This window comes from Sphingopyxis sp. LC363 (genome assembly GCF_000756385.1).
GTDB lineage: Bacteria > Pseudomonadota > Alphaproteobacteria > Sphingomonadales > Sphingomonadaceae > Sphingopyxis.
The window spans coordinates 54,598-76,255 of record NZ_JNFC01000067.1 but is presented as its reverse complement, the minus strand read 5'-3'; the positions used below and the strand labels follow the sequence as shown (position 1 = coordinate 76,255).

Here is a 21,658-nt window from a genome sequence, read left to right as displayed (position 1 = left end):
CTAACGCCTCCCATCGGGCGATTCTTCGGCCATCATCGCCAGCCATTGCCGGATCTGAGCGCGCTGCGGAACCTCGTCGGAAACATGGCCGACGATCGTCCCATCTTCATCAACCCACTCGCGCTCCATCCCGCGCGATATATTGATCCACGGATCGAGATTAGCCTCCAGGCCGAGTTGCACCCGCTCGAAAATCTCGGCGTCGTCTGTCGATCCGGATCCTGCGGGTCCATAAAAGGATTCATGCTGGCGAAGTCGCAGCGCATTGATTTCGGTGCTGACGTTGGAGAACAGCACAGGGAACATCACGACCTCGGTCTCGTCGACAGACAGGGGATTAACGATCCGGATCTGGTTGTTGATCAGTTGCAGGTTTGGAAAAACGCCGACGTGAGGATCGCCCGCCATGGCAAGCAGCATGTCCGCCCAGGCAACATCATGCTCTGCATAGAGCGCGTCGATATAGTCTGCCCCTCCCGGCGTGTTTTCCAGAAGCGCGCGATATTTTCCCGAGTGCTTGAGCCGATGCTTACGGAAATCGAGCATCGTGTGGCCATGACCGAAGTCGCGCGTTTCCGAGATTCCGTCGAAGTCGAAGGGGTTCGCACTGTGCGTGGCACCGAGGCTGTGACCCGAATCGGTGTGTCGTTCCCATGTCGCCAGCACCGAGGCATGGACGAACAACGGATGATATCCATCCATCCCGACCTGCTTCCAATTTCCTTTATAGATCGTCCGGTTGGATCCGGCTCGCACGCTCAACTCTCCGCCCGGTGCCGCGTCGACCAGGATGTCGATCACCTTGGCTGCGTTGCCGAGATAGTCCTCGAGCGGAAGGACCTTTTCGCTCAAAGCCGCGAATATGAAGCCGCGATAATTTTCGACCCGCGGCACCGGCGTGAGACCGTTTTCGCTCGCGTCGAAACTCGGCCCATAGCCGTCGGGCCCGGAAACGCTGACCAGTTCGCCAGCATTGGAATAGGTCCAGCCGTGATACCAGCAGCGGAAAAAGCTGTCCCTGCCTTCGTCCACCTCGCAGACGATTGCGCCCCTGTGTCGGCAGCGGTTCAGGAAAACGCGGATCTCGCCATCCTGGCCGCGAACAAAAATGACCGGTTGACGGCCCATCTGCCGACGCTTGAACTCGCCCGTTTTTGCAATCTCGCTCTCATGGCCGATGAACAGCCAACCGGTGTGGAAAATCCGCTCGAGTTCAAGATCGAAAATCTTCGCGTCGGTATACACCGCCGAATGAATCCAGCCCGGTGCCACAAGCGATCGCAGGCCTGCCGCGTCATAGTCGCGGCCGCGTATGTCGAGGCGGTCCGGCATGCGGTGCGGTCCTGACGGCGCGCGATCGCCCTTGCCGGCCGGCAAGGTGCCGCCGGCGCCCATTGCTAGATGATTTTCCGCTGACAATTTCATTCTCCAGACAATGATGATGAACAATTTGTGTCACACTGGATTGACGGCCTTCCACCTGGTCATGTCGCGCCCGATCGACGACCGCGCGCGCCAGAAAAGAAATGCGGAGAATGGTGCGACCAGGCTTGTAAGGATGAGGGCGGCACGCAAACTCCTGCCGGAATCTTGATCGAACTGCCACGAGATCGCGTCGCTGGCCGTCCCGACGAACAGCGGTCCCAAACCCACGCCGACCAGGTTCAAGACCAGAAGGAAGAGGGCGGTCGCGCCGCCACGGATCTCCGGCGGTGAGACGCTTTGCTGGGTACTGTGGACCGGGCCCATCCACATGGCCCCTAGCATGTTGGGAAGCGCAAGGCCCGCAAGCGCCAGCGCGCCACTGTCGATGCTGAAGATGACGGCATAACAGGGAAGGGCCGCCAGCGACGCAAACGCAGGGATGGTTACATAGGCTCGGACGTCGCTCCGGCCGAACCGATCGGCCAGCAACCCACCGAGCCACACGCCGGCGGCGCCTGCGAGACCTGTGGAAAGACCGAGCGTCAGGCCCAGGAACCCCGAAACCCCCATCCCGGCCTGGGTGGCCATGGCGACGATCTCCGGGCCATGATTGCGGATAAAAAAAGATGCGATGAAAGGTCCGAAGCCATATCCTACCGCGGCTTGCAGCGCAGTCGCGATCACGATGAGCCGGTAGGTGCGAACCGCCCAAAGCGTCTTTACCGCCGCGAGAGCGCCCGGCGGCGCCGTTCGCAACAGAGCGGCGTGCGCCTTGCGCGGTTCGCGCAAAACCAGCAGCAAAAAGGGGGCAAGGACGACACCTGGTATGCCGGCCACCAGAAAGGCGGTGCGCCAGCCATAGGCATCGGCAACCAGCCCTCCCAATGCCATCCCCGCCAACGTTCCCAACGGCACGCCAAGATAGTAGAGCGAAAGCGCCGACGCGCGCCGCTCGGGTGGGTAATAATCGACGATGAGCGAATTTGCGGCAGGTGTCAGGCCGGCCTCGCCAATCCCCACTCCGACACGCCCCACCAAAAGTTGGGGAAAGCTTCGCGCGAGGCTGCAGGCGATGGTGAACCCGCTCCAGACGAGAACGGAAAATGCCATGATCTTTGGCCGGTTGCCGCGATCCGCCCAGCGCGCGAGCGGGATTCCGGCGACGCTATAAAGCAAGGCAAAGGCAAGGCCCGACATCAGCCCGATTTGCCAGTCCGCCAGCTGCAACTCTTCCCGGATCGGTTCGGCTAGAATGTTGACGATCTGCCGGTCAACAAAGTTGAGTGTGAGAGCAAAGGTCAGGAAAAACATGGCGATGCGGCGGCGGAAAGCCGCCCCCGCCACAGCCAGCGCGGCTTCGCCCTCGCCAGGCGGCGTGCGTGCTGTGCCGAGCGCCGGTTGCAGCACAGGAGGCGCGCCCCCGCCCGTCACCGGTTGCCCGATCCCAACGAGATGAAGATATTTTTCTCCTGGGTGAACGCCAGCAGTTCGCCGAGGCATTCCTCACGGCCGATGCCCGACTGTTTCATTCCGCCGAAGGGGGCTCCAAGAATGTGGCGTGAGGTCTCGTTGATCCAGACATAGCCTACGTCGACGGCCATGGCGGTGCGGTGCGCGCGTTCGAGATCTCGTGTCCAGATTGAGCAGGTCAATCCATACTCCAGTTCGTTGACGACCTCGATCATCGTCGGCTCGTCGGACCATCGCAGGATTCCGAGCACCGGCCCGAAAACCTCTTCGCGGGCCAAGCGCATGTCAGGGGTAACGTCGGCAAACACTGTCGGCTCGATGTACAGGCCGCGCGCAAGAGCTTGGTCGGCCGGTGGCCCCCCGCCGCATATCAGTCGAGCGCCTTCCGCCTGGGCGCTATCGATGAATCCGACTATGCGCTCATGCTGTTTCGCGCTGATGATCGCGCCCATCGAAGTCGCCTCGTTGGACGGATCGCCCGGCTGAAACCGCTGGGCTTCCTCCTCGATACGAGCCAGAACCGCGTCGTAGATGTCCTCATGTATGAACGCCCGGCTCGTCGACCCGCATGATTGGCCGCACCACGCAAAATTCATGCCCTGGATCAAGGCTTTTGCTACTTCGGCGGGATCGGCATCGCCATAGGCTATCAGGGCATTCTTGCCGCCAAGTTCGAGCAAGACTGGCTTGAGCGTTGGACTGGCCTCGCGCATCAGAGCGCGACCTGCAGCCGCGCTCCCCACCAAGCTGATCATCGCCACCTTGGGGTGGGCCGCTAACGCCGCCCCCGTTTCGGCTCCTCCCGTAAGGACGCTGAACGTACCCGACGGCAACAAGCCGTCGATCAGCTCGGCGAAGCGGAGTGCTGACAGGGGAGCCTGTTCGGATGGCTTGACGATTACCGCATTGCCGGCTGCAAGGGGAGCGGCAACCTTGCCGGCGCAGAACAGAAACGGATGATTGAAGGCCAGAATGCGGGCGACGACGCCAAATGGCTGCCTGACGGAGAAGTTGACCGCATCTGGTCCGACGGGGACCGAAGCACCTTTCATCTCCGTCACCAGCCCGGAGAAATAGTCGATGAGCGCGGCTGCCACATGGGAGTCGGCCGCCAGTTCACGGACCGGGTTGCCGCAATCGAGAGCATCGAGTTGCGCCAATTCCTTTGCATTCTGGCGAATGACTGCCGCTACTTCGCGCAGCAGCCGGGCACGTTCGAGGGGTGGCACATCGCGCCAGACCCTGGATCCGACGGCGGCAGCGAGGACTGCCCGGTCGACATCCTCGCTTTCTGCCTGCGCGACATGTGCGATGAGCGAGCCGTTGGCCGGATTGTGCGAGGGACTGTACCCGCCCGCCGTCGGTGCATGCCACCCGCCATCATAGTAAAGGTCGTACTGATCTGGAATTGCCATCTATGCTCTCAATCCTTGAGGGGCGAGCCAGCCTATGACCGGCGATCGCATCAGAATTTCACTTCGACGCCGGCGCCGATACGCCGGGGCAGCTCGTACCTGAGATCGGTGCCAAGCGCGCCGGGCCGAACTTCCTGGATGATCTTCTCATTGGTCAAATTCGTCGCCCAGATCGAGAACCGAAACTTTTCGTCATCCGTTCGCCACGAAATTTCGCTGTTGATCGCCGTATAGGGATCCTGCTTCACGGAATTCAGGAAGTCGAAATAGACGACCGAACTGCGGAACAGGGTGCCGTTGATGTTCAACATTCCCGATGCGAGCGGTACGTCGAGACTTGGAGCGATGTTAAAGGTCCAGCGAGGTGCCCGCGGTAGGCGGTTGCCCGACACATCCGCTTGCGACACGATATTGCCTCCCGTTGGCCGGGGAATGAAAACTTGCGCGAGCGGAAAATCGTCATATTCCGCATGGGCGTAGGCGACCGCCGCGTTGACCCGGAAATGATCGGTTGGCGCCAAAGTGGTTTCGAGTTCGCCGCCGTAAAGAGTGGCGTTCGCGGCGTTCTGCAGGACATAACCGGGACCCAACGGATCGCGGGCAGTGACCTGCAAATCCTTATAATCATAACGATACAAGGCGAGATTGGCGCGCAGCCAGGGCGTGATGTCAGACTTGATACCGCCTTCGAGGGCTTTGAGCGTCTCGGGATCGACCGCGAGAGGCGACACGCCAGTCATGTTGAACACACCGCTTTTGAAGCCGGTGCTGTAGGTCGCGTAGATATTCGTGTCCGGTCCGATTTCGAACCGGACCGTGCCTTTATACGTGACCCTGTTAAAGGATTTTTCCGCTGTCTGCGGAAAAAGGGCGACGCCGTTTACGATCTGATCGAAACTTCTTTTCTCATGGGTGTAGCGAATGCCGCCCGTCACGAACAGGCGCGGGACGACCTCAAGCGTCGCCTCGGCGAATCCGGCATAGGAGGTCGTCTTCAGGACGGGGTCGAATGTGCGCACGAGCAGTGGCTGGCTCGGATCAGCGCGACTGCTCAGAATGAAGTTGGCGTCGCCGGAGAGGTGGAAGGCATATAAACCAGCGATCCATTGAAGCGGCCCGGAGCCGGACGAGAGCAGGCGCACTTCCTGACTATAATATTCCGATGCGATTTTGGGGGCCACAAAAGTCGCGAGCAAGATATTCGACGAATCCGAATCCGTCGCCTGAGAGGTTCGGTTGGAGGCATATGCCCCGGTCGTCTCCAGATTGACCCCGCCTAGATCGAAGCGTGTCTGCAAGGCGACACTGTATCGCCGGGTGGCGAGCGAGGGGCGCAGATCGGCGGACAGCTGCCAGGGTTTCAACGGGAGGATCGCGCCGGGAAAGGCTCGACCTGCCGTGTTATTCTCATAGGGCTGGTAGACATTCTCCGAGCCCTTGCGATCGAAATATTCTCCCGTGAGGACGATCTTGTTTCCGTTCTCGCCGCGGTACATCAGCTTGCTGCGGACATCGACAACCTGATAGCCGCCAGCTTTCCCACCGCGCACGAGATCGTCGACAAAACTGTCCGTTTTGCGGTAAATTCCGGCGATATCGGCTGCAATCGTATCGGACAGGCCACCAGTCAGATAGCCGCGCACATTATAGTCTCCGTCGCCCGTCTCGAGGGCGGCCGCGCGCGCCGAAACCATGCCGCTGAAGTCGAAACTGGGATCAGGCGTAATGACATTGATCAACCCGCCCGTCGCGTTCCGACCGAATATTGTCCCCTGCGGCCCGCGCAGGACCTCGACGCGGTCGACCTTGACGAGATCGGTCCAGGTGGAAAATGGGTCTCCCTGGTAGATTCCATCGACATAGGTTGCTACGTTTGACTCGTCCCCGACCGAAATACTGCTCGACCCCACCCCGCGGATAACGGGCAGGAACACGCCCGCAGCGCGGCCACCGAAGAAGCCGGGCACGACCTGAGTGAGATTCCGGATGTCGGCCGCACCCGAACGGCCAAGCGATTCCGAAGTCACGGCGGTCACCGCGACCGGCACATCCTGCAACTTCTGTTCCCGGCGCGTCGCGGTCACGACGATATCTACGAGGCCGCTCTGCGTCGAGGTTTGATCCTGATCCTCGGCTGGGGCCGACGGGCTGGGCGCGGACAAACCGCCAACGGGCGCCGTTTGCGCCATGGATGGCGCGGCGGTCACGGCTGCCGTCATCATCAGCAGCGCTTTGGATGCAAAAAGGCCTTTCATTTTCGGTCTCCCTCCCGATTATTTAGTAATTGATTTATAAGGTTATTCTGTCACCGCTCACAAAGGAAACACCAGATACCGCGGCACGACCGCGTTGTCGGTCACCGCGTTCCGCGACAGAAAGCGACATTGATCGTCTTCCATTCGAATAATGTCCTCGTAGGTCCCGGCGGCCAGCTGCTGCGGCAGCCCGGTATCGTCGGGGGTAAAGATCACGGAGAAGTTCGAGACCATGTCGACGAGACCATCCGCGCGGCGGCTGGCGTGCACGCGCTGAACGAAATGCCGGGTACGATAGTCCTGGAATGTACCCGCCCATATGTCTTCGATGAAGGTGCAGCGATCGATTAACCTGTCGCGGCAGTCGTCGAGCATCATCGCCACGCGCAGGCCGCTCTCGACATCGTTGCGCGCGATGCAGATGTAACTCGCGCTCGGATCATCTTCGAACGTGTCGAGCCACGACCGCATTTTCTTCCCGTCCAGTGCCGACATATATGCCGACTGGAGTTCATCGAGCCGCGCGAGCTCGTCGAGCGTCAAGCGCGTCATGCCTCCCTCCTCCGGAAGCCCATGGCGGCGCGATAATATTCCCAGTGCGGAAGATTGCCGCTCTCGTCGTTCTGACGGAATTCGAACCCGAGCCGGGATGGATCGGTGACGCCTTTTTGGAAGATGGCCTTGCCGGGGGTGCGATTGCCGATCTGGACCCGGTGGAAAACCGAGGCGTCTTCCATACTGATCAGGCCGGACGGGCCGATCGCGTTGGAGCTTTGCCTTATTCGGTGCAAGACCATCGCGTCATCGTCGTCCTGATGCGCGAAATAGGCGTAGGTGACTTCCACCTCGTCGATTGCGACAGGCGTAGCGAAACGGATGCTGATGACGTTCAGGTAATTTGAGGCGACGAGCATCGGAAAGAGAGCGAGCACGCTGGCGTTTTTCGGCCGCCCCTCGTCGCGAAACTCGATGACCGAAGCATCGCGGATTACGCTCGTGGGCTGGGGAACGGTCAACTCGGTTTCGATGCAATAATGGCCACGTCCGGTAGTCGCATACTGGCGGCCTGCGCCGCCCTGCCAGTTGAGCATCGTGAACGCCTGGTGCAGGAGCGGCGGATGATAGCCGTCGTTGTCGCTATAGGCTTTCCAGTTGGTCAGATACCGGACCCGATGATAGCCAATCAGCTTGAGGCGTCCGTCACCGGCCATGATGTCCAGCAACGACCCTTTCGCTTCCTGCAGGAAGTCGTCGAGGCTTTCGGTGTCCGGCGACAGCGTCACGAACAGGAGGCCGCCGACCGATTCCTGCCGCGGCTGGGTCAGCGGATAGTCTTTCTTGTCGAAACCGGGGATGAATTCGCGCTGATTGGGGCAGCCGACCAACTCGCCCTCTTTGTTGAACAGCCACCGATGATAGGGGCATTCGAATTCGGCTCGATTGCCCGAAGGCTTTACCTCGATCTGGGTGCTGCGATGTGAGCAGGCGTTGAAGAATGCCCTGACCCGTCCGTCGTCGCCGCGGATGATGAGCAGGGGGACGTCCGCAAGATTGCAGGTTTTGAAGTCCCCCGGGTGCGGCACTTCGCTTTCGTGCGCAACGGGATGCCACTCGGCTCCACGGAAAATCCGGTCGATCTCGGCTTGGTAGAGGTCTTGCCGGACGAAAATCTCCTTGGGGATTTCGTTAAAATTTGCCGGCCAGACAATGTCTTGAAGATAAGCCTCCGGAACCGTCATCTCCCATCCTTTCTCTTTGCTATTTCGCCGCCCGCGTCACCTCGCGATGCGGTCACATTCATCCCATGCCCGCTGCCCACCGGGGCCCAAGTCTATGTGGACAACTCCTTGATTTTCGGGGTTGCGCCCCACATGCAGAAGCTCTTCGGTTCAAAGCCGAACTGGCGTTCCCTGTAGGTCTCTTCGTCGACCTCGCGCACGCCGACGGAATATTCAAAGACCATCCCGTCGGGACCCTCGAAATATACGAACCGCGCGCCCGAAGTCGGATGCCGGCCGGGTCCGAAGACGATGGGAACCTTATGCTGGCTAAGCAGCGCGTAGCTGCGCTGCACATCGTCGATCGACTGAACCTGGTGGTTGATGTGCTGGATACCGCACCGGTCTGCGGGGACGAGCGCGATGCTGTGGTGAATCTGGCTCAGACGGAGCAGCGGGAGCTCGCCTACCCGGTCACTGACGCGTGCATTGCATATTTGGGTCCAGAAATGCTCATCGCGACCGGGATCCCGGCTGAACAGACCGACGTGACTGAAACCCGTAATTCCCGCGTCGCGAGACAGCTGCGCGCCATTGCCACCGATCTGCGGCGAAACCGCGAATTCGATGCGTCCCCCGCTGGGGTCACGAAAGGCTATGAATTCGGAAACGTGCCGCTGCTCGCGTTCCTCATGCGAACCGTAGCACACCTCATACCCTAATGCTTCGAGCGTTTTCGCCGCATTGAGGAGATCCTCCCCATTCGCCAATTCGAAGCCGACAATCGTTTCGGATGGGTCGCCGATCTCGTAGCTCATCGTGCTCATGCGACTATCGGAGCGAAACGACAGGCGATCAACCGCGCGATCGACAGGCTCCAGGCCAAGTATTCGCGTGGCGAAATCGGTAGCGGCCGCGACATCCGGTGTCTTGAGACGAGTATAAGCGATGTCAATGATGTTGATGGTCATGGCAACGTTCCTCCCAATTCTTCGAGGTTGGAGGTCGAACCCCAACTGCATAGCGAGGCGGGAGAATCGGCAAACTGCCGTGGCCGGCGTCCGACGGGCGACGGATCCGATCGGGTCGAATAGGTGAAATAGCTGTCGGGCGAGGGCCCGCTGAAGGTCAGAAACACTTCACCGCTCGCGGGTTCCTTGCCTGGGCCGCGGACAATGCCGACCTGCCGGTCAAGGAGAAAATATTTCGACTGCATCACGGCGTCGATGCTCTCGACCTCAAACCCCACGACGAGGAAGCTCTCGCGCTTGCTCGGCACAATCATGATCCTGTGATGCTGATCGTCCCAGCCGAGGTAGATTGCGTCGCCCACCCGATCGGTGATCCGCGCTCCGAGGATGTCCACCCACACAGCGGCGTCAGACGCCGGGTCCCGGCTGCCGAGGATCACGTGTGACAGGCCGACAATTCCCGCATCGCGCGATGGAAAATATCGCTCGCCGCTCTCCTCGGCCCGAACGACCAGCTCGATGAGATTGCCGCTTAGGTCGCGACAGGCGAGCCCCGCGTGATAGCGGCGGCTTCGACACAGATCGTGAGGGATCGCCTCGACATCCCAATTTCGCTCCCTGAGTTTCCCGGAGACTTCCTGCAGCTGCTCGACGGTTCTCAGCGACACCGCCACGCTGGGCCGGAGGCTGCTCCCGGAACCGTCGAACTCCAGGCAATAGGACCGAGAGTCAGAACGGAACCGTTCGGCTTCCGGCAACCGTTCGCTGTGCTGCAGGCCGACGGTATCAACGGCGAGCCGCGTGGCTTCGCTAAGCGACTGAACCGGGATCCGTACGAACCGTAGCTGCTCCAGCATTTGCCACCTCAAATCCAATGATCAGTCAGTCTGTACTGTTTGTTTTGATTCGGGGCAAGCCTTATCGCGAGTCCCGAGAGGGGTGTCGTCATGACCGGGGCGATGTGCTGAGCGGCACCTGGCAGCATAGGGTTGTTATCGCCCGCTCGTCGCGAACGTTCGATCCTTCAACGCGCAGGGCCCGAGGCAAAGAGCGGCCGGCTTCGGCGAGCCCGTCGAGAGCGATCTGGTAGTCCCCGCTGCCCCGATATCAGACGTGTCGTGTCGGGCGATCCGCCGAAAGGGGAAGCACTAGCTTGTTCGGTACCCGACCGCGTGCGAGCCTCTTCAGGATTGGAAGCGCGTTGGGATAGGCGTCGGCGAATGCCAGAGGCTGACCGTCGGCGCCCAGCCTCACTTCAAAGACCGGCCCGTCGCCACAAGCGCAGCCACCGGCACTCTGTCCTCGCATGAAGCGCTCGGGTTGAGCCATGTCGGTCTCCAAGCAGAGATTCGTTTCCTAGTAGACAACACGTTGCACAAAATGGCTCGTCGGTCAATTGGCGTTGGCATGCGAAGCCAAGAGCGGTCTGCCTCGAGGAAGAGCCCTCACCGCCGAAAGATCGCCGGCTCGGTCGGACGATTTTGCTGACACGACAAGAGGTTAGGTAGGGCTCCCTGCCGCCATATTCGCAATTCGTTAGTCGTCAGTGCTGGCGATTTGGTGCAGAGGGGGCAGAACGGCGGCGGTGCGCCGCCGCAAACGCGAGCGGCGCCAATTGGGGAAATCGGCTTGCTGACGATGAATGGCGTCGGCCATTTCAAATCTTTCAATGCTTCTATCGAGGAGGCATGTCTTCCGATCCGCTTTCGAGATTGCCTGACATTTTCGTCAGCAATGCGCGGACCGCGCGTATTTCAGTCGGTGAAATCATATGGAGCAGCCGCGCGTAGATCATGTCGGCTTCGGCGCGCAGCTGGGGCAGGATTTCGATCGCTCGGGGTAAGAGATGAAGCTCCCAGACGCGCCGGTCGCCCTTGGCAGCGCGCCGTTCCGCGAGCGTCATTCTTTCCAGCTGGTCGACAACATGGCCAACGCTGGCACGCTCCAGTTCGAGCATTTGGCGAGATCGGTCTGGGTAATGCCCGGGGTCCGATAAATATAGACGAGCGCGCGCCACTGGGTTCGGGTCAATCCGAAGCGCGCCATTGAGGCGTCGAACAAGCGGCGAAGTTTGCGTGGCACTTCTTCGATGACAAAGACAAACTCGTCTGAGTCCGTCAGAAGACTTTTCCCGAGAGAAGCATCGCTGGTGCTGCGAAAGTCGACCATCGGCTGAAACTGTAAAGCCACTATCGGCATATGAACATGCTTTACTGTAAGATATGATACAGTATGATGCCTGAATGTATGATCGGACGATCACGCTTGCGGGAAAAGCGGGCCATGCAATCGCGGCGTCGATCGATGGACCGGAACTGGGCTTTCCGGTGATTTTGGCGCACGGCGGCGGCCAGACCCGCCGGGCGTGGAAGTCGGTGACCCGTCAACTCGCGAGCCACGGTTTTCGGACGATCGCCGTCGATATGCGCGGGCACGGCGAGAGCGCTTGGGCCAGTGATGGGGCTTATGACATTTCCGATTTCGCGGCCGATCTCGTTGAGATCGCTGCGGCGATGCGAAGAAAGCCGGCGATGATCGGCGCATCGCTTGGGGGGCTGGCTGGGATCATTGCGGAGGGAAACCGCGCACCGGGGAGTTTTGGATCGCTTACCTTGGTCGACGTCACGCCGCAGATGGAACCGAGCGGCGTTGCCCGCGTGGTCGGTTTCATGGCGGCCCATGCGCGCGAAGGGTTTGCGTCGGTGGAGGAGGCCGCTGAGGTCATTTCCGACTATCTGCCCCATCGGCCTAGCCGGAAGGCCTCGCCTGGGCTCGCCCACTATCTGCGCCGCAAGGACGATGGGCGCTTCTATTGGCATTGGGACCCGACCTTCATCGAAGGAGTTACGCGGCAAGGCGGTGTCTCAAGCGACAATGGCCGCAGCGAACTGAGCGCCGCCGCTGCCAGTTTAGCCTTGCCTGTGCATCTGATCCGCGGTGGGTCGAGCGACCTAGTTTCGCTGGAAGCCGTCAAGCATTTCCGAAGATTGGTCCCGCATATGGCATATAGCGACATCGCGAATGCGACCCATATGGTGGTGGGCGACGAGAATGACGCGTTTGGCAAGTCAATTGTGGAGTTTTTGCTCAGCACCCATGAAATGGAGATGAAGTCATGAACGCCCCACGGGTCGCCCCTGGGCTTGAGGAACTGGGGGAGCTGCTGTTGCTTGCGCCTTTCCACCGCTGGCTCGGGCTCAGGATCGCCGAGGTCGGCACCGACGAGTTGGTGATCTCAATGCCCTGGCGAGACGAAATAATCTCAAATCCGACGGTCGGCGCAGCGCATGGTGGCATTTTATCGGCGCTGATCGATCTTACCGGCCTTTACACGGTCATTGCCATGGGAGGGTCTGCGCGGGCTACGGCAAACTTGCACGTCGATTTTCACCGACCGGCCTTGCCAGGGCTGATGCGGGCGATCGGCAGGCCGGTCAAACTGGGTCGGCAGATAAGCATAGCCGGGACGCGGATTGTGTCTGCAGACGGAACCTTGATAGCGAGTGGTAGAGGTGCTTACGTCGCCTGACCATCGCGCAAGAGTCGTGGCACTTCTCGCAGCCATCGTGCTGGTGCGGTCCTGCCTCGGCGACCTTTTGATCATCGCTGATCGGCTGCGGCGAGTTATCGAGCGGAACTAAGTCTTAGGGCATAGTTGCGGCACCGCGTTTGGCGCTGTCATGCGTCGCGCCGAACGCTCGAGCAAGATGCGCAGGGCGAGATGGTCCGCCTTCGGTTCTACTTGCTCTACTCGCGTTCGTATTGAACCGCTCCATGATCGAGAAAGCGGTCCTTCATGCCCTTCGAAAGCCGGCTGTCAGCACAACCACGCGGTGTCCAGCCCCCTCCGTTGAGCCAGACCGCTACCTCACGGCGCGGCCTGGCCCAGGCACCATAGGCGAAGTTTTGCCGATCGGGTCAGGGCGCCGGAGTGCGGTTCGCAATCGCATCCTCGATCAGATCCTGCATGACCTGCTCGAGCTCGACGCCCTTGCGGTCGCCTCCGCTCGATATTTCGGTCGCGATCAGGGCATAATAGCCGGTCTCGCGATCGATCCAGCCGGTCCAGCCATAGGCGCCGGGCGAAGAGTTGATCTTCGACGTCGCGCACGCCGAGGGCGTGTCGCATTCGACGAAGGAGCCGAGCGCATATTCCCAGTTCACTGTGCTCGCCGGAACGAAAACACGCGGCAGTCCGATCGTGCGCGGCTGCGTGAAGGCCGTCATGTTGGTGATGAAGCTGCCGCCGAGGAACGCGCGCAGCAGTTTCGCATAGTCGCGCGGCGTGGAGAAGGCGCCGCCGGCCACCCACGGATTGGTTGGGACGGTCGCGGGGGGGTGGGGATCGTACCACGTGGTGCTTGACATCCCGAGCGGGATGGTGACGTGCTGCGCAAACAGTTCGTGGAAGTTCCGCTCGCGTGCTGGCGACGTTCCTGGTTCTATGCTTGTATCCTTGGCCTCCAAATACGCCCCTGCGACCTGAATGCCGTGAGGACCGTAGCTATATTGAGCACCAGGCGCATTGCCCGGGCGCAGGATGTCGTAGCGCAGGTCGTGGATGCTCTTGGCGCAGTTATAGAGACCAAAAGTCGGGAGAAGCTGGCAGCCGCCGACGAGCGGGCTCGCATTAAAGCCCGATGTCATCGACAGCGTATGCTTGAGTTTGACATCCTTCTTCGTTCCGCTCGTCGTCCAGAAGGCGAGTGGTGGCCGCATCGGATCGTCGAGCGTGGCAATGCCCGCCTGCACCATGCGCATGCCGAGCGCGCCAGCAAACCATTTGGAAGCCGAGGCGAGCGGTGTCACCCGGTCGATGCCAAAACTGCCCTTGTCGAATTCGAAAAGATAAGTGGGATCGGACGCGTTCCCGACAATGAAATAGCCACTAGCGACTTCGGTGTCAGCGACGATCGCGGCCTTCAGCGCTGTCCAGTCATAGGTGTAACCGCCGACGGTCGTTGTGAGGCTTGCGGTCGCGAGCGCCGACGCAGCGGATGCCGTCGCCTTGGCGGCGGACGGCGCGGGTGGCAGTTGGACCATCGGACGCGTTTCGCCGCCGTCGCTGCTCCCGAAGCCACTTTGCGCCGCAAAAACCGCTACGCCGACCAATGCGGCGCCGGCGGCAAGCCATATCGATTTCCGTCGTCCAGACATTTTATCTCTCCCAGCTTCGTTGCACGTTTCGAAACGGTGGGCCTGTTTGGCCGAGCGGGCTAAGGCCTGGGTTGGCCTGCCGCGAAATGGATTTTCAGCAGGTGGTCGAGTTGCGCCTTGCGAAAACCGGCGACGACGGCTGACCGGGGCGCGAGATGTGCGAGACGGTCGTCAGTCGGCTGGTACCGGGGCCAGTCAGGCACCAGCGCGCAGTCGGGTACGCCATTCTTCGCGAAAGCGACCCAGCAGGCGGACACGCCTTCGCCGAAGCGGCGATCCTCGTCGTCGACGGGGCCGGCGAGCGAAGCGAAATAGCCCAGCGTCCCGAAAATATAGGGAATTTCGGAGCCATGCCCGGCGCCCTTCGCCCGATCGCGGCGCGCTGCTGCAACATAGTCGAAATGATAGAGGTAGGACGGCGCGCCGGCGGACGTCCGCGCCGCGAGCCATCGCGACGGTGCGACGAACCAGGCGTCGCCCAGAATTTGGCGGGCCAGTTCGTCATCGGCGAGCCCGGTGCCATAGGCGGCGCGGCCCGCCGCCTGGTCGGGCCCGAGATAGGTGAGCGCGGCCGCCGGCGGCACGCCCATGGCGAGGATTACGCTGGCTTCGTTGCTGTTAGCGCCGACGAGGAGCGGCACGTCGATCGGCTCACTGCGCGCAAAAACGCGCCATGGCGCTTCGCGCACCAGCTCGCCGTCGAGAATGGGGCCGACCATCGCGCCCGGCGTCCGGACATCGCCGGCCGCGACGAGCGCGTCGGCCGAAAGCGCCCGGAGCGCGTCGATCGTCGCCGAAGGCGGCGCGCCGGCGCGAGCCGCCAATGCCGTGCCTAGCGCTTCCTGCTCGATAAGCGGGCGCGGGTCGAGTAGGCCGACGCCCGACTGTACGATGGCGCGCGCGAACAGGCCCTTGGCTTCGGAGTGGGCGAGGATCGTCGTCACGCCGATTGCCCCCGCGGACTCGCCGAACAAAGTGACCTTCCCCGGATCGCCACCAAAGGCTGCGATATTTTTCTGGACCCAGCGAAGGGCGGCCATCTGGTCCATGAGGCCATAATTGGCGAGCGCCTCGCGACGCGGCTTGGCTGCGCTCAGAGCCGGGTGGGCAAAATAGCCGAGTGCGCCGAGCCGGTAGTTGATCGTGACAAGAATGACCCCTTGCCTTGCGAAGGCTGTACCGTCGAAAGCCGGGAACGTACCCGACCCGATGACATGCGCACCGCCATGGATCCAGACCATGACGGGAAGTTTCCGCGCGCCGGCCGGGCGCCAGATATTGAGCTGTAGGCAGTCTTCGGATTGATCATCCGCTACTCCACCGGCGACGAGCGCAGGCCGCACCATCTGCGGGCAAGCGGGTCCGAACTTCGCGGCATTGCGAATACCCGCCCAGCGCGGCGGAGCCTGCGGCGCGCGCCAGCGGAGCGCGCCTACGGGAGGCGCAGCGAAGGGAATATCGAAAAAACGCTCGACTCCTGCCTCTGCAGCGCCCGTTAGTCGCCCCTGCGCCAGCGTCGCTTGCGGAGGGGCAACCGCCGCCGCGGCGGATGCTGAAGCGAGCAGCGTCGCGGCTCCAGCACATGCTGCCATGACCCATTGCCGCATTTCGCCGTCCCTTTCGTCTCGGCTGGCGGCCGCAGGCCGCGGGCAAGCATATCCCCTAGAAAGAAATGCGGCCCTCGACGCCTATCACCCGGGGTTGGCTGTAACGGTTGATCGTCGGCGCCTGGGCAACATAGTAGAGCTTGTCGAAGAGGTTGTTCGCGAAGGCGCTCACATTGACCTTTCCGAAGTCGACGCCGATGCGAAGATTGACGAGGACATAATTGTCGAGGTCGACCGACGTTGCGGTCAGCTCCTGCTTGCCACCCCATTGTCCGCTGACAAGCACATTGCTCGTCAAGGCAACGTCGCCGGTGACCGGATAGCGAAGATTGAGGTTCGCCGAGGCGAGCCAGTCGGGAACCTGCGCGAGATCGAGACCGTCGTATCGGCCCGTCTTGACCTTGCCGCCCTGCCGCGAGCCGCTGAGCGCGAGGCGGCCGTCGCCTTCTCCAAGGTCGAATCCGTGGCTATATTCTGCCTCGATACCCCAGCTCTTCGCATTACCGGCATTAGTGAGATAGGCGACCGCGGCGACCGGGCAGGCCGCGTTGGTCAGCGCGCATCCATCGTCGACCTGCGCGATCAGATCCTTGAGCTCGGTATAATATCCCGCGATTGCGAAATAGCCGCGCCGCACCGGGCTGCCCTTGATGCCGACCTCATAGGAGGTGCTGCTTTCGTTGCCGAACAGTACCTGTACCGGGCTCGGAGCGCGGGGATCGGACAGGCGCGTGTTGAAACCGCCGGCGCGGTAGCTGCTGCCGACCTTGCCATAGGCGAGAATATTTGGAGTAAGTTTGTACGAAAGCGTCGCATTGTAGGAGAGATTGTCGGCGCTGATGTTGTCGTCGATAATCCGCGATGACCCGCCTGTTGGCAGGCCTGTCGCGAGATCATAGAGCCGCGCGCTGATGCTCCGGCTGTCGCGTGTATAGCGGAGCTCGCCGGTCAAGTTGAGGCTGTCGGTGATATCGAAACCGAGCGAACCATAAGCCGCATAGCTTTCGAAATGGAGCCGGGCGGGGGCGATGTTGCCCGGAGAAGGATTGGCAAGCGTCGGCGTGCGCGTCGTCGTCACGGAGAAATCGCTGTCGAGCAGCAGCATCTCGGCGCCCACGAGCCAGGTCAGACGGTCGCTCGCGCCCGTCACATGGATGTCCTGCGAGAAATTGTCGGTGGTGTCGACGACATAGGAGGCGCCGCTCGGGTCGAGCGGGGTTAGCGCCCCGATCTGACCTGCAGCGCGCGCGCGCGCAAGTTCGGCCGGGCTCACCGCGTCATTGTCAAGGTCATATTCCGAGTGGCGCTTGCGAAAGGATGTTGTCGAGGTGAGGTCGGCGCCGCCCAAGTCCACGCGGATAATCGCCTGCAGTCCATCGACATCCTGGCTGGCACGGGGCGCCGTGTTCCAGGGATAGCGGAAGCGATCCTGGGTATATCCCCCCGGGAAGCCTGGCGTGCCGGCGGGGATGGAAATCTGATAATGAACCGCCGGGGTCGTCAGCCGCTGGGTCTCGGCCATGATGATCGCGTCGACGGGTCCGCGTTTGAGACGGATCTGGCCGCGCAGACCATGACCCTTCTGTTGGTCGAAATAGACGTCGTTGTCCGGATTGTAGAAGAAGCCCTTGTCCTGCTCGACGAGATCGCCGCTGAGACGGATCGCAAGACCTTCGGCAAGCGGAACATTGATCGCGCCTTGCGTCTGGAAGCTGTTATTCTCGAAGCCGTAGCGCGCACTCGCCCAGCCTGAGAGATCGAATTCGGGCTCGGCCGAAATGATATTGATCGCGCCGCCGACCGCGTTGCGGCCATAGAGTGCGCCCTGTGTCCCCCGCAGCACCTCGACCCGGCCGATATCGAGGAGATCGAGGCGGGTGAAGTTTCGCCCGCCCACGGGACCACCGGCGATATAGGCACCGTTGCGATACAGGCCGACGCTGGGATCGCCATTGGTCGCGCGCGCGGTCGACGAGGCGCGGATCGAAATCTCGGAAGTGATCGATGAGCTGAGATTGTTGAACCTGACGCTCGGCTGGTCTGCTAGCAATTCGCCGCTGCCGCTTGCGCCGCCGCGATCGGTGAGTGAGGTGATATCGATGACAGAAGCGGCTGTAGGAACGTCGGCGAGCCGCTCCTCGCGGCGCCGCGCCGTCACGACGATCGCGCCGTCATCGTTCGCTTCCGCCGCGTCCGGAAGAGCTTCGGGCGGTCTGTCTTGCGCGAAAGCAGGCGGAGCGACGGCTACCCAAATTGCGGCCGTGCAGAAAAGAAGGTTCGCCCTGCGTCCCATGGTCACTCTCCCCATTTTGTTATCGCAATTATTATCGATAATTTTGTGCAGAAAACGCGAGCGAGTCAAGCCGGAAAGCGCAATGTCATTGCACGTGGGTCACGGGTTTAGGAGACGACGGCGCTCAGCAGGTCGCGGACGCCCCGCGCCGTAGCGGCAAGCGGGTCAGGTGTGACGGTAGATAAATCGTCGGTCACAGCGTGGTGATGACGGTGTGCGCCAAAGATGCCAGCATGACGTGTGTAGCCGGCCTTTATCACTTCCGAGAGTTCGCCCGCTGTGCCTTCCGCCGAAGGATAGGCCATTTCCAACCCTGGCTGGCCTTTGAATATCTCGCGCGCACGCGCAACGAATTCGGGCGATGTCATGAGAAAACGATAGGGATCGGCACTCGGCAGCGGCAGCAAGCGCCCCGGCATTTCCTGATAGTCACGTGCTGCGGCATTGGCGCCGAGATGCAACCAGAAAGCCGTCTCGCTGGGGGCTGGACCAAACTTGTCGGCGATATGGCTCGCACCGAGATTCTCATATTCATGCCCGCTGTTGCACAGAAAGAGCAGGCTGTGCTGGGGAAACGCTCGGGGCATCCAGTCGGCGAGCGCGAGCCACATCGCGATGCCCGGCCCCCGCTCGCCGGCGCAATCGGTCCAGCCTGAACGCGGCGTCGAGACGACGAGCCAAGGGCGGCCGGAGCGAACGAGTCGCCCGATTATATTCTGAGCTGCCCGAGCCCCACCGCGCCCGCGCAGCGCTAATTTCGCCGCGGCACCGTGGCGCGCGGCTTCAATCACCGGGGCGGCGAGTCGCGGCGCGAGCAAGGCAAGTGGCTTTTCCGATACGGGATGACCGGCCGGGACATTGAGGAGCAAGGCCTCGCCCGTCGGCCCGGTCGTAATGAGAATGACCCCGCTCGCACCGCGCGCAAGCGCATCGGCGAGCGGCTCGCGCGCTGCACGATCTACGAGGCTCGACCAGCGGCGGAAAGGCAGGCGCACTACGGCGATCGCGCCGTCGAGGCGTTCAGGAATTTCTGCGAGGCGCAGCGGCGCAGCGAGTCCAGCCTCGCCGGTTTCGATGGCGAGCGGTTGTGCGACGAGCGGTATCGTGATGTCGCCGAGCCTGAGGTCGCAGCGCGAGGCCTCGAACCAAGGCACGTCAAACGTCTGGCGTTCGACTTCGAATCCGGCACTGGACAGCCGCTTCGCTGTCCAGTCGGCGGTCCAACGATCGCCCTCGCCGCCCGACTGCTTGTTGCCGGCCTCGGTATAGCTTTGGACGTCGGTGAAGAGGCGTTCGGAGCCGAACATGGTCAAATCCCGAGATACAGCGGCAGCGGAGTTAACCTGCAATGCGATCGGCGCCGCGAGGCCCGCCTTAAGCAACGTGCGGCGGTCGGTCGGGAGGCGGCTCATGTCACTTTTGCGCGGCGGCGGCTGGGCTTAGTCTTTGCGTGCCGGGCCTTATATTCCTCGAGTGCGCGCCCGAAACTATTCTGAGTAACGCCGATCAGATCGCGCGCCACCGCATCGGCGGCATCGCCATCGCGCGTGACGATATGGCGGCAAAGCGCGTCGTAGAGGATGGCCGATCGCTTCGCGGCGTCATTGCCATGCGTCTCGATATAGCTGTCGGTATAGACATTGTGCTGCCAGCGCGCGAGCAGCGCGACCCGGTCGAGGAGCTCCAGCGCGAGCGGCGCATTGCTCCGCTTGGCGATGAAGCGGCCGATGCGGTTCGAGACTTTGATATGCTCGAACGTATTTTCGGTGCGCTGGGTGACATCCTTATATTCGACCAGACGGTGCATCAGTTCGCGCCCGTCGCGATCCGTCATCTCGACCGCAGCCAGGCGGCAAACTACACCGAACAGGGATTTCCACAGCTCATAGACCTCGTTCGCGGCATGCTCGTCGATATCGATCACATAGGTTCCGCGCCACGGGACCACCTTCACGAGACCGATCCGCGCAAGATGACGGAATGCTTCGCGCACGGGCGCATGGCTCACCCCGAAGCGCGCGGCGATTTCGCGCTCGCGCAGCCACGATCCCGGCTGGATGCGCCATTCGACGATGTCGTCAGTCAAGAGACGCGCAATGACGCGGTCTTGAGTCGGTGCACTGTCGTCTTCGGTCTTCGTCGCGCCCATTTCTCTCCGTTCGGCTTTCCCTGCTACCGGCACCATCCTAATCGGACAGTGCACGCGAGCAATCGATGATTGCGAATGAAATTATTATCGATAATATCGAGAATGACAAGCACCAGAAAATGGGAGTCGGAACTTGAAGCGCACCATCCTCTTTTTCGCAGCAGCCGTTGCGGCACAGCCGGCCACGGCAGGCGAACCCGCTCCTCTTCCCGGCTGTGCCGCGGCGATCGCCTATTCCGAGGCAAACTCTGGCGTGGCGCTGCTGATCCTTGAGGATGGCGAGGTTCGATGCCGTTCTGCAGATATTGCGACACCGCAGGAACTCTGGTCGGGCACCAAGAGTCTTGTCGGGCTGATGGCGGCGGCGGCCGTACAGGACGGGCTTTTGACGCTCGACGAGCGGGCATCAGAGACGCTCGCTGAGTGGAAGGGCGACGCCGAAAAGGAACAGATCACGCTTCGCCAACTGCTGTCGATGACAGGTGGTCAGGCCTCAACCGTCGGGAGACCCCAAGGGTATTTGGACTCGGTCAAGGCACCGCTCGCGGCGGCACCGGGCGGGAAATTCCAGTATGGCCCTGCTCCGATGCAAGTCGTCGGCGAAATCATGCGCCGAAAGCTCGTCGCCAAAGGCGAGGACGGCAACCCTCGCCATTATATCGAGCGTCGCATTCTAATGCCGCTAGGCGTAACGGTCGGCGATTGGCGCAGCGGCCCCGATGGCGCACCGCTCATGCCGCAGGGCCTAGTGCTGGCCGCATCCGAGTGGGCGAAGATCGGCGAGTTCGTCCGCGGGGGCGGAAAGCTCGAAGGCAGGCCACTTGTCGACGAAGCGACATTCGGCGAGATGTTCCAGGGTAGCCAGGTCAATCCTGCCTACGGTCTCACTTGGTGGCTACCCCGTAGCACGCCGGCTGTCGATATTGTTACTCGGTCCACCGATATCACCAGTCATGCCGCCGAACTACCGGCGGATATGGTCGTCGCCGCCGGCGCGGGCGATCAACGCCTCTATATCATTCCGTCGCTTCGGCTTACGATCGTGAGGCAGGCGAAACTCGACATTGCCGCCTTAGCGGCGGGGAAAAAAGGTGATTGGTCCGATTGGCGGTTCCTGTCGCTGTTGCTGAAACCAGCGAGTGAATAATTTGAAACGCGGGCGAGAACATCTCGGGGGCGATCGAACCTAAGCCGTGCC

General features: G+C 61.6%; 18 protein-coding genes. 3 read left to right on the top strand and 15 right to left on the bottom strand.

The features are described from left to right. The 10 genes from FG95_RS18085 to FG95_RS21180 all read right to left on the bottom strand — a co-directional run bounded on the left by FG95_RS18085 (position 1) and on the right by FG95_RS21180 (position 11,423). Positions 1-1,449, bottom strand: a complete 1,449-nt coding sequence (locus tag FG95_RS18085) for an aromatic ring-hydroxylating oxygenase subunit alpha (protein WP_197411508.1) — start codon at positions 1,447-1,449, stop codon at positions 1-3. 6 nt (positions 1,450-1,455) lie between these two features. After that, positions 1,456-2,832: a spinster family MFS transporter gene (locus FG95_RS18080; RefSeq protein ID WP_197411507.1), complete on the bottom strand. Its 1,377-nt coding sequence runs from the start codon at positions 2,830-2,832 to the stop codon at positions 1,456-1,458. 20 nt (positions 2,833-2,852) lie between these two features. Beyond that, on the bottom strand, positions 2,853-4,310 hold the full coding sequence (locus FG95_RS18075; RefSeq protein WP_037557626.1) for an aldehyde dehydrogenase family protein: 1,458 nt from the start codon (positions 4,308-4,310) through the stop codon (positions 2,853-2,855). 50 nt (positions 4,311-4,360) lie between these two features. Further along, positions 4,361-6,565 (bottom strand): TonB-dependent receptor, encoded by a 2,205-nt coding sequence (locus FG95_RS18070; RefSeq protein WP_081933247.1) that lies wholly within the window; start codon positions 6,563-6,565, stop codon positions 4,361-4,363. 57 nt (positions 6,566-6,622) lie between these two features. Then, entirely contained in the window at positions 6,623-7,117 is a 495-nt protein-coding gene (locus FG95_RS18065; protein WP_037557625.1) for an aromatic-ring-hydroxylating dioxygenase subunit beta, read from the bottom strand. Beyond that, positions 7,114-8,304 carry an aromatic ring-hydroxylating oxygenase subunit alpha gene (locus FG95_RS18060; RefSeq protein WP_037557624.1) on the bottom strand — a complete coding sequence of 397 codons (1,191 nt, stop codon included), beginning with the start codon at positions 8,302-8,304 and terminating at the stop codon, positions 7,114-7,116. The genes FG95_RS18065 and FG95_RS18060 overlap by 4 nt, the downstream gene beginning before the upstream one ends. Positions 8,305-8,396: 92 nt before the next feature. After that, on the bottom strand, positions 8,397-9,254 hold the full coding sequence (locus FG95_RS18055; RefSeq protein ID WP_037557623.1) for a VOC family protein: 858 nt from the start codon (positions 9,252-9,254) through the stop codon (positions 8,397-8,399). Beyond that, the gene (locus tag FG95_RS18050) at positions 9,251-10,111 is read right to left on the bottom strand and encodes a hypothetical protein (RefSeq protein ID WP_052182489.1); all 861 of its coding nucleotides are present in this window, start codon (positions 10,109-10,111) and stop codon (positions 9,251-9,253) included. Before FG95_RS18050 ends, FG95_RS18055 begins: the two co-directional genes overlap by 4 nt. An 818-nt stretch (positions 10,112-10,929) precedes the next feature. Then, on the bottom strand, positions 10,930-11,211 hold the full coding sequence (locus tag FG95_RS21185) for a MarR family winged helix-turn-helix transcriptional regulator (protein WP_235211615.1): 282 nt from the start codon (positions 11,209-11,211) through the stop codon (positions 10,930-10,932). Beyond that, complete coding sequence (locus FG95_RS21180) at positions 11,154-11,423, bottom strand: MarR family winged helix-turn-helix transcriptional regulator (protein WP_058539116.1); 270 nt, start codon at positions 11,421-11,423, stop codon at positions 11,154-11,156. Before FG95_RS21180 ends, FG95_RS21185 begins: the two co-directional genes overlap by 58 nt. A 74-nt stretch (positions 11,424-11,497) precedes the next feature. On the opposite strand from FG95_RS21180, the gene FG95_RS18035 reads away from it, so the two are divergent. Together FG95_RS18035 and FG95_RS18030 are read left to right on the top strand one after the other, a co-directional pair. Continuing rightward, entirely contained in the window at positions 11,498-12,373 is an 876-nt protein-coding gene (locus tag FG95_RS18035) for an alpha/beta fold hydrolase (RefSeq protein ID WP_037557620.1), read from the top strand. Next, a complete protein-coding gene (locus FG95_RS18030) occupies positions 12,370-12,783 on the top strand; it encodes a hotdog fold thioesterase (RefSeq protein ID WP_037557619.1) in 414 nt (137 codons plus the stop codon). Before FG95_RS18035 ends, FG95_RS18030 begins: the two co-directional genes overlap by 4 nt. 389 nt (positions 12,784-13,172) lie before the next feature. Here the strand turns inward: FG95_RS18030 and FG95_RS18025 are convergent, their stop codons facing one another. From FG95_RS18025 to FG95_RS19990, 5 genes are all read right to left on the bottom strand, one after another. Then, the gene (locus FG95_RS18025) at positions 13,173-14,411 is read right to left on the bottom strand and encodes a serine hydrolase domain-containing protein (protein ID WP_058539115.1); all 1,239 of its coding nucleotides are present in this window, start codon (positions 14,409-14,411) and stop codon (positions 13,173-13,175) included. A gap of 59 nt (positions 14,412-14,470) precedes the next feature. Beyond that, positions 14,471-16,003: a carboxylesterase/lipase family protein gene (locus tag FG95_RS18020; RefSeq protein ID WP_161786580.1), complete on the bottom strand. Its 1,533-nt coding sequence runs from the start codon at positions 16,001-16,003 to the stop codon at positions 14,471-14,473. A gap of 70 nt (positions 16,004-16,073) precedes the next feature. Beyond that, positions 16,074-18,176 carry a TonB-dependent receptor gene (locus FG95_RS18015; RefSeq protein WP_161786579.1) on the bottom strand — a complete coding sequence of 701 codons (2,103 nt, stop codon included), beginning with the start codon at positions 18,174-18,176 and terminating at the stop codon, positions 16,074-16,076. 242 nt (positions 18,177-18,418) lie between these two features. Beyond that, positions 18,419-19,723 carry a hypothetical protein gene (locus FG95_RS18010; RefSeq protein ID WP_037557615.1) on the bottom strand — a complete coding sequence of 435 codons (1,305 nt, stop codon included), beginning with the start codon at positions 19,721-19,723 and terminating at the stop codon, positions 18,419-18,421. After that, positions 19,720-20,397 carry a GntR family transcriptional regulator gene (locus FG95_RS19990; protein ID WP_197411506.1) on the bottom strand — a complete coding sequence of 226 codons (678 nt, stop codon included), beginning with the start codon at positions 20,395-20,397 and terminating at the stop codon, positions 19,720-19,722. Before FG95_RS19990 ends, FG95_RS18010 begins: the two co-directional genes overlap by 4 nt. A 196-nt stretch (positions 20,398-20,593) precedes the next feature. Between FG95_RS19990 and FG95_RS18000 the strand changes: the two genes are divergently transcribed. Continuing rightward, positions 20,594-21,607: a serine hydrolase domain-containing protein gene (locus tag FG95_RS18000; protein WP_037557614.1), complete on the top strand. Its 1,014-nt coding sequence runs from the start codon at positions 20,594-20,596 to the stop codon at positions 21,605-21,607. Positions 21,608-21,658: the final 51 nt, after the last annotated feature.

Bases quoted from the DNA above. Each gene is read 5' to 3' on its own strand.
- FG95_RS21185 (WP_235211615.1), bottom strand. From the start codon at position 11,211: ATGCTCGAACTGGAGCGTGCCAGCGTTGGCCATGTTGTCGACCAGCTG.
- FG95_RS18060 (WP_037557624.1), bottom strand. From the start codon at position 8,304: ATGACGGTTCCGGAGGCTTATCTTCAAGACATTGTCTGGCCGGCAAAT.
- FG95_RS18055 (WP_037557623.1), bottom strand. From the start codon at position 9,254: ATGACCATCAACATCATTGACATCGCTTATACTCGTCTCAAGACACCG.
- FG95_RS18075 (WP_037557626.1), bottom strand. From the start codon at position 4,310: ATGGCAATTCCAGATCAGTACGACCTTTACTATGATGGCGGGTGGCAT.
- FG95_RS18030 (WP_037557619.1), top strand. From the start codon at position 12,370: ATGAACGCCCCACGGGTCGCCCCTGGGCTTGAGGAACTGGGGGAGCTG.
- FG95_RS18010 (WP_037557615.1), bottom strand. From the start codon at position 19,723: ATGAGCCGCCTCCCGACCGACCGCCGCACGTTGCTTAAGGCGGGCCTC.
- FG95_RS18035 (WP_037557620.1), top strand. From the start codon at position 11,498: ATGTATGATCGGACGATCACGCTTGCGGGAAAAGCGGGCCATGCAATC.
- FG95_RS21180 (WP_058539116.1), bottom strand. From the start codon at position 11,423: ATGGTCGACTTTCGCAGCACCAGCGATGCTTCTCTCGGGAAAAGTCTT.
- FG95_RS18070 (WP_081933247.1), bottom strand. From the start codon at position 6,565: ATGAAAGGCCTTTTTGCATCCAAAGCGCTGCTGATGATGACGGCAGCC.
- FG95_RS18020 (WP_161786580.1), bottom strand. From the start codon at position 16,003: ATGGCAGCATGTGCTGGAGCCGCGACGCTGCTCGCTTCAGCATCCGCC.
- FG95_RS18065 (WP_037557625.1), bottom strand. From the start codon at position 7,117: ATGACGCGCTTGACGCTCGACGAGCTCGCGCGGCTCGATGAACTCCAG.
- FG95_RS18025 (WP_058539115.1), bottom strand. From the start codon at position 14,411: ATGTCTGGACGACGGAAATCGATATGGCTTGCCGCCGGCGCCGCATTG.
- FG95_RS18050 (WP_052182489.1), bottom strand. From the start codon at position 10,111: ATGCTGGAGCAGCTACGGTTCGTACGGATCCCGGTTCAGTCGCTTAGC.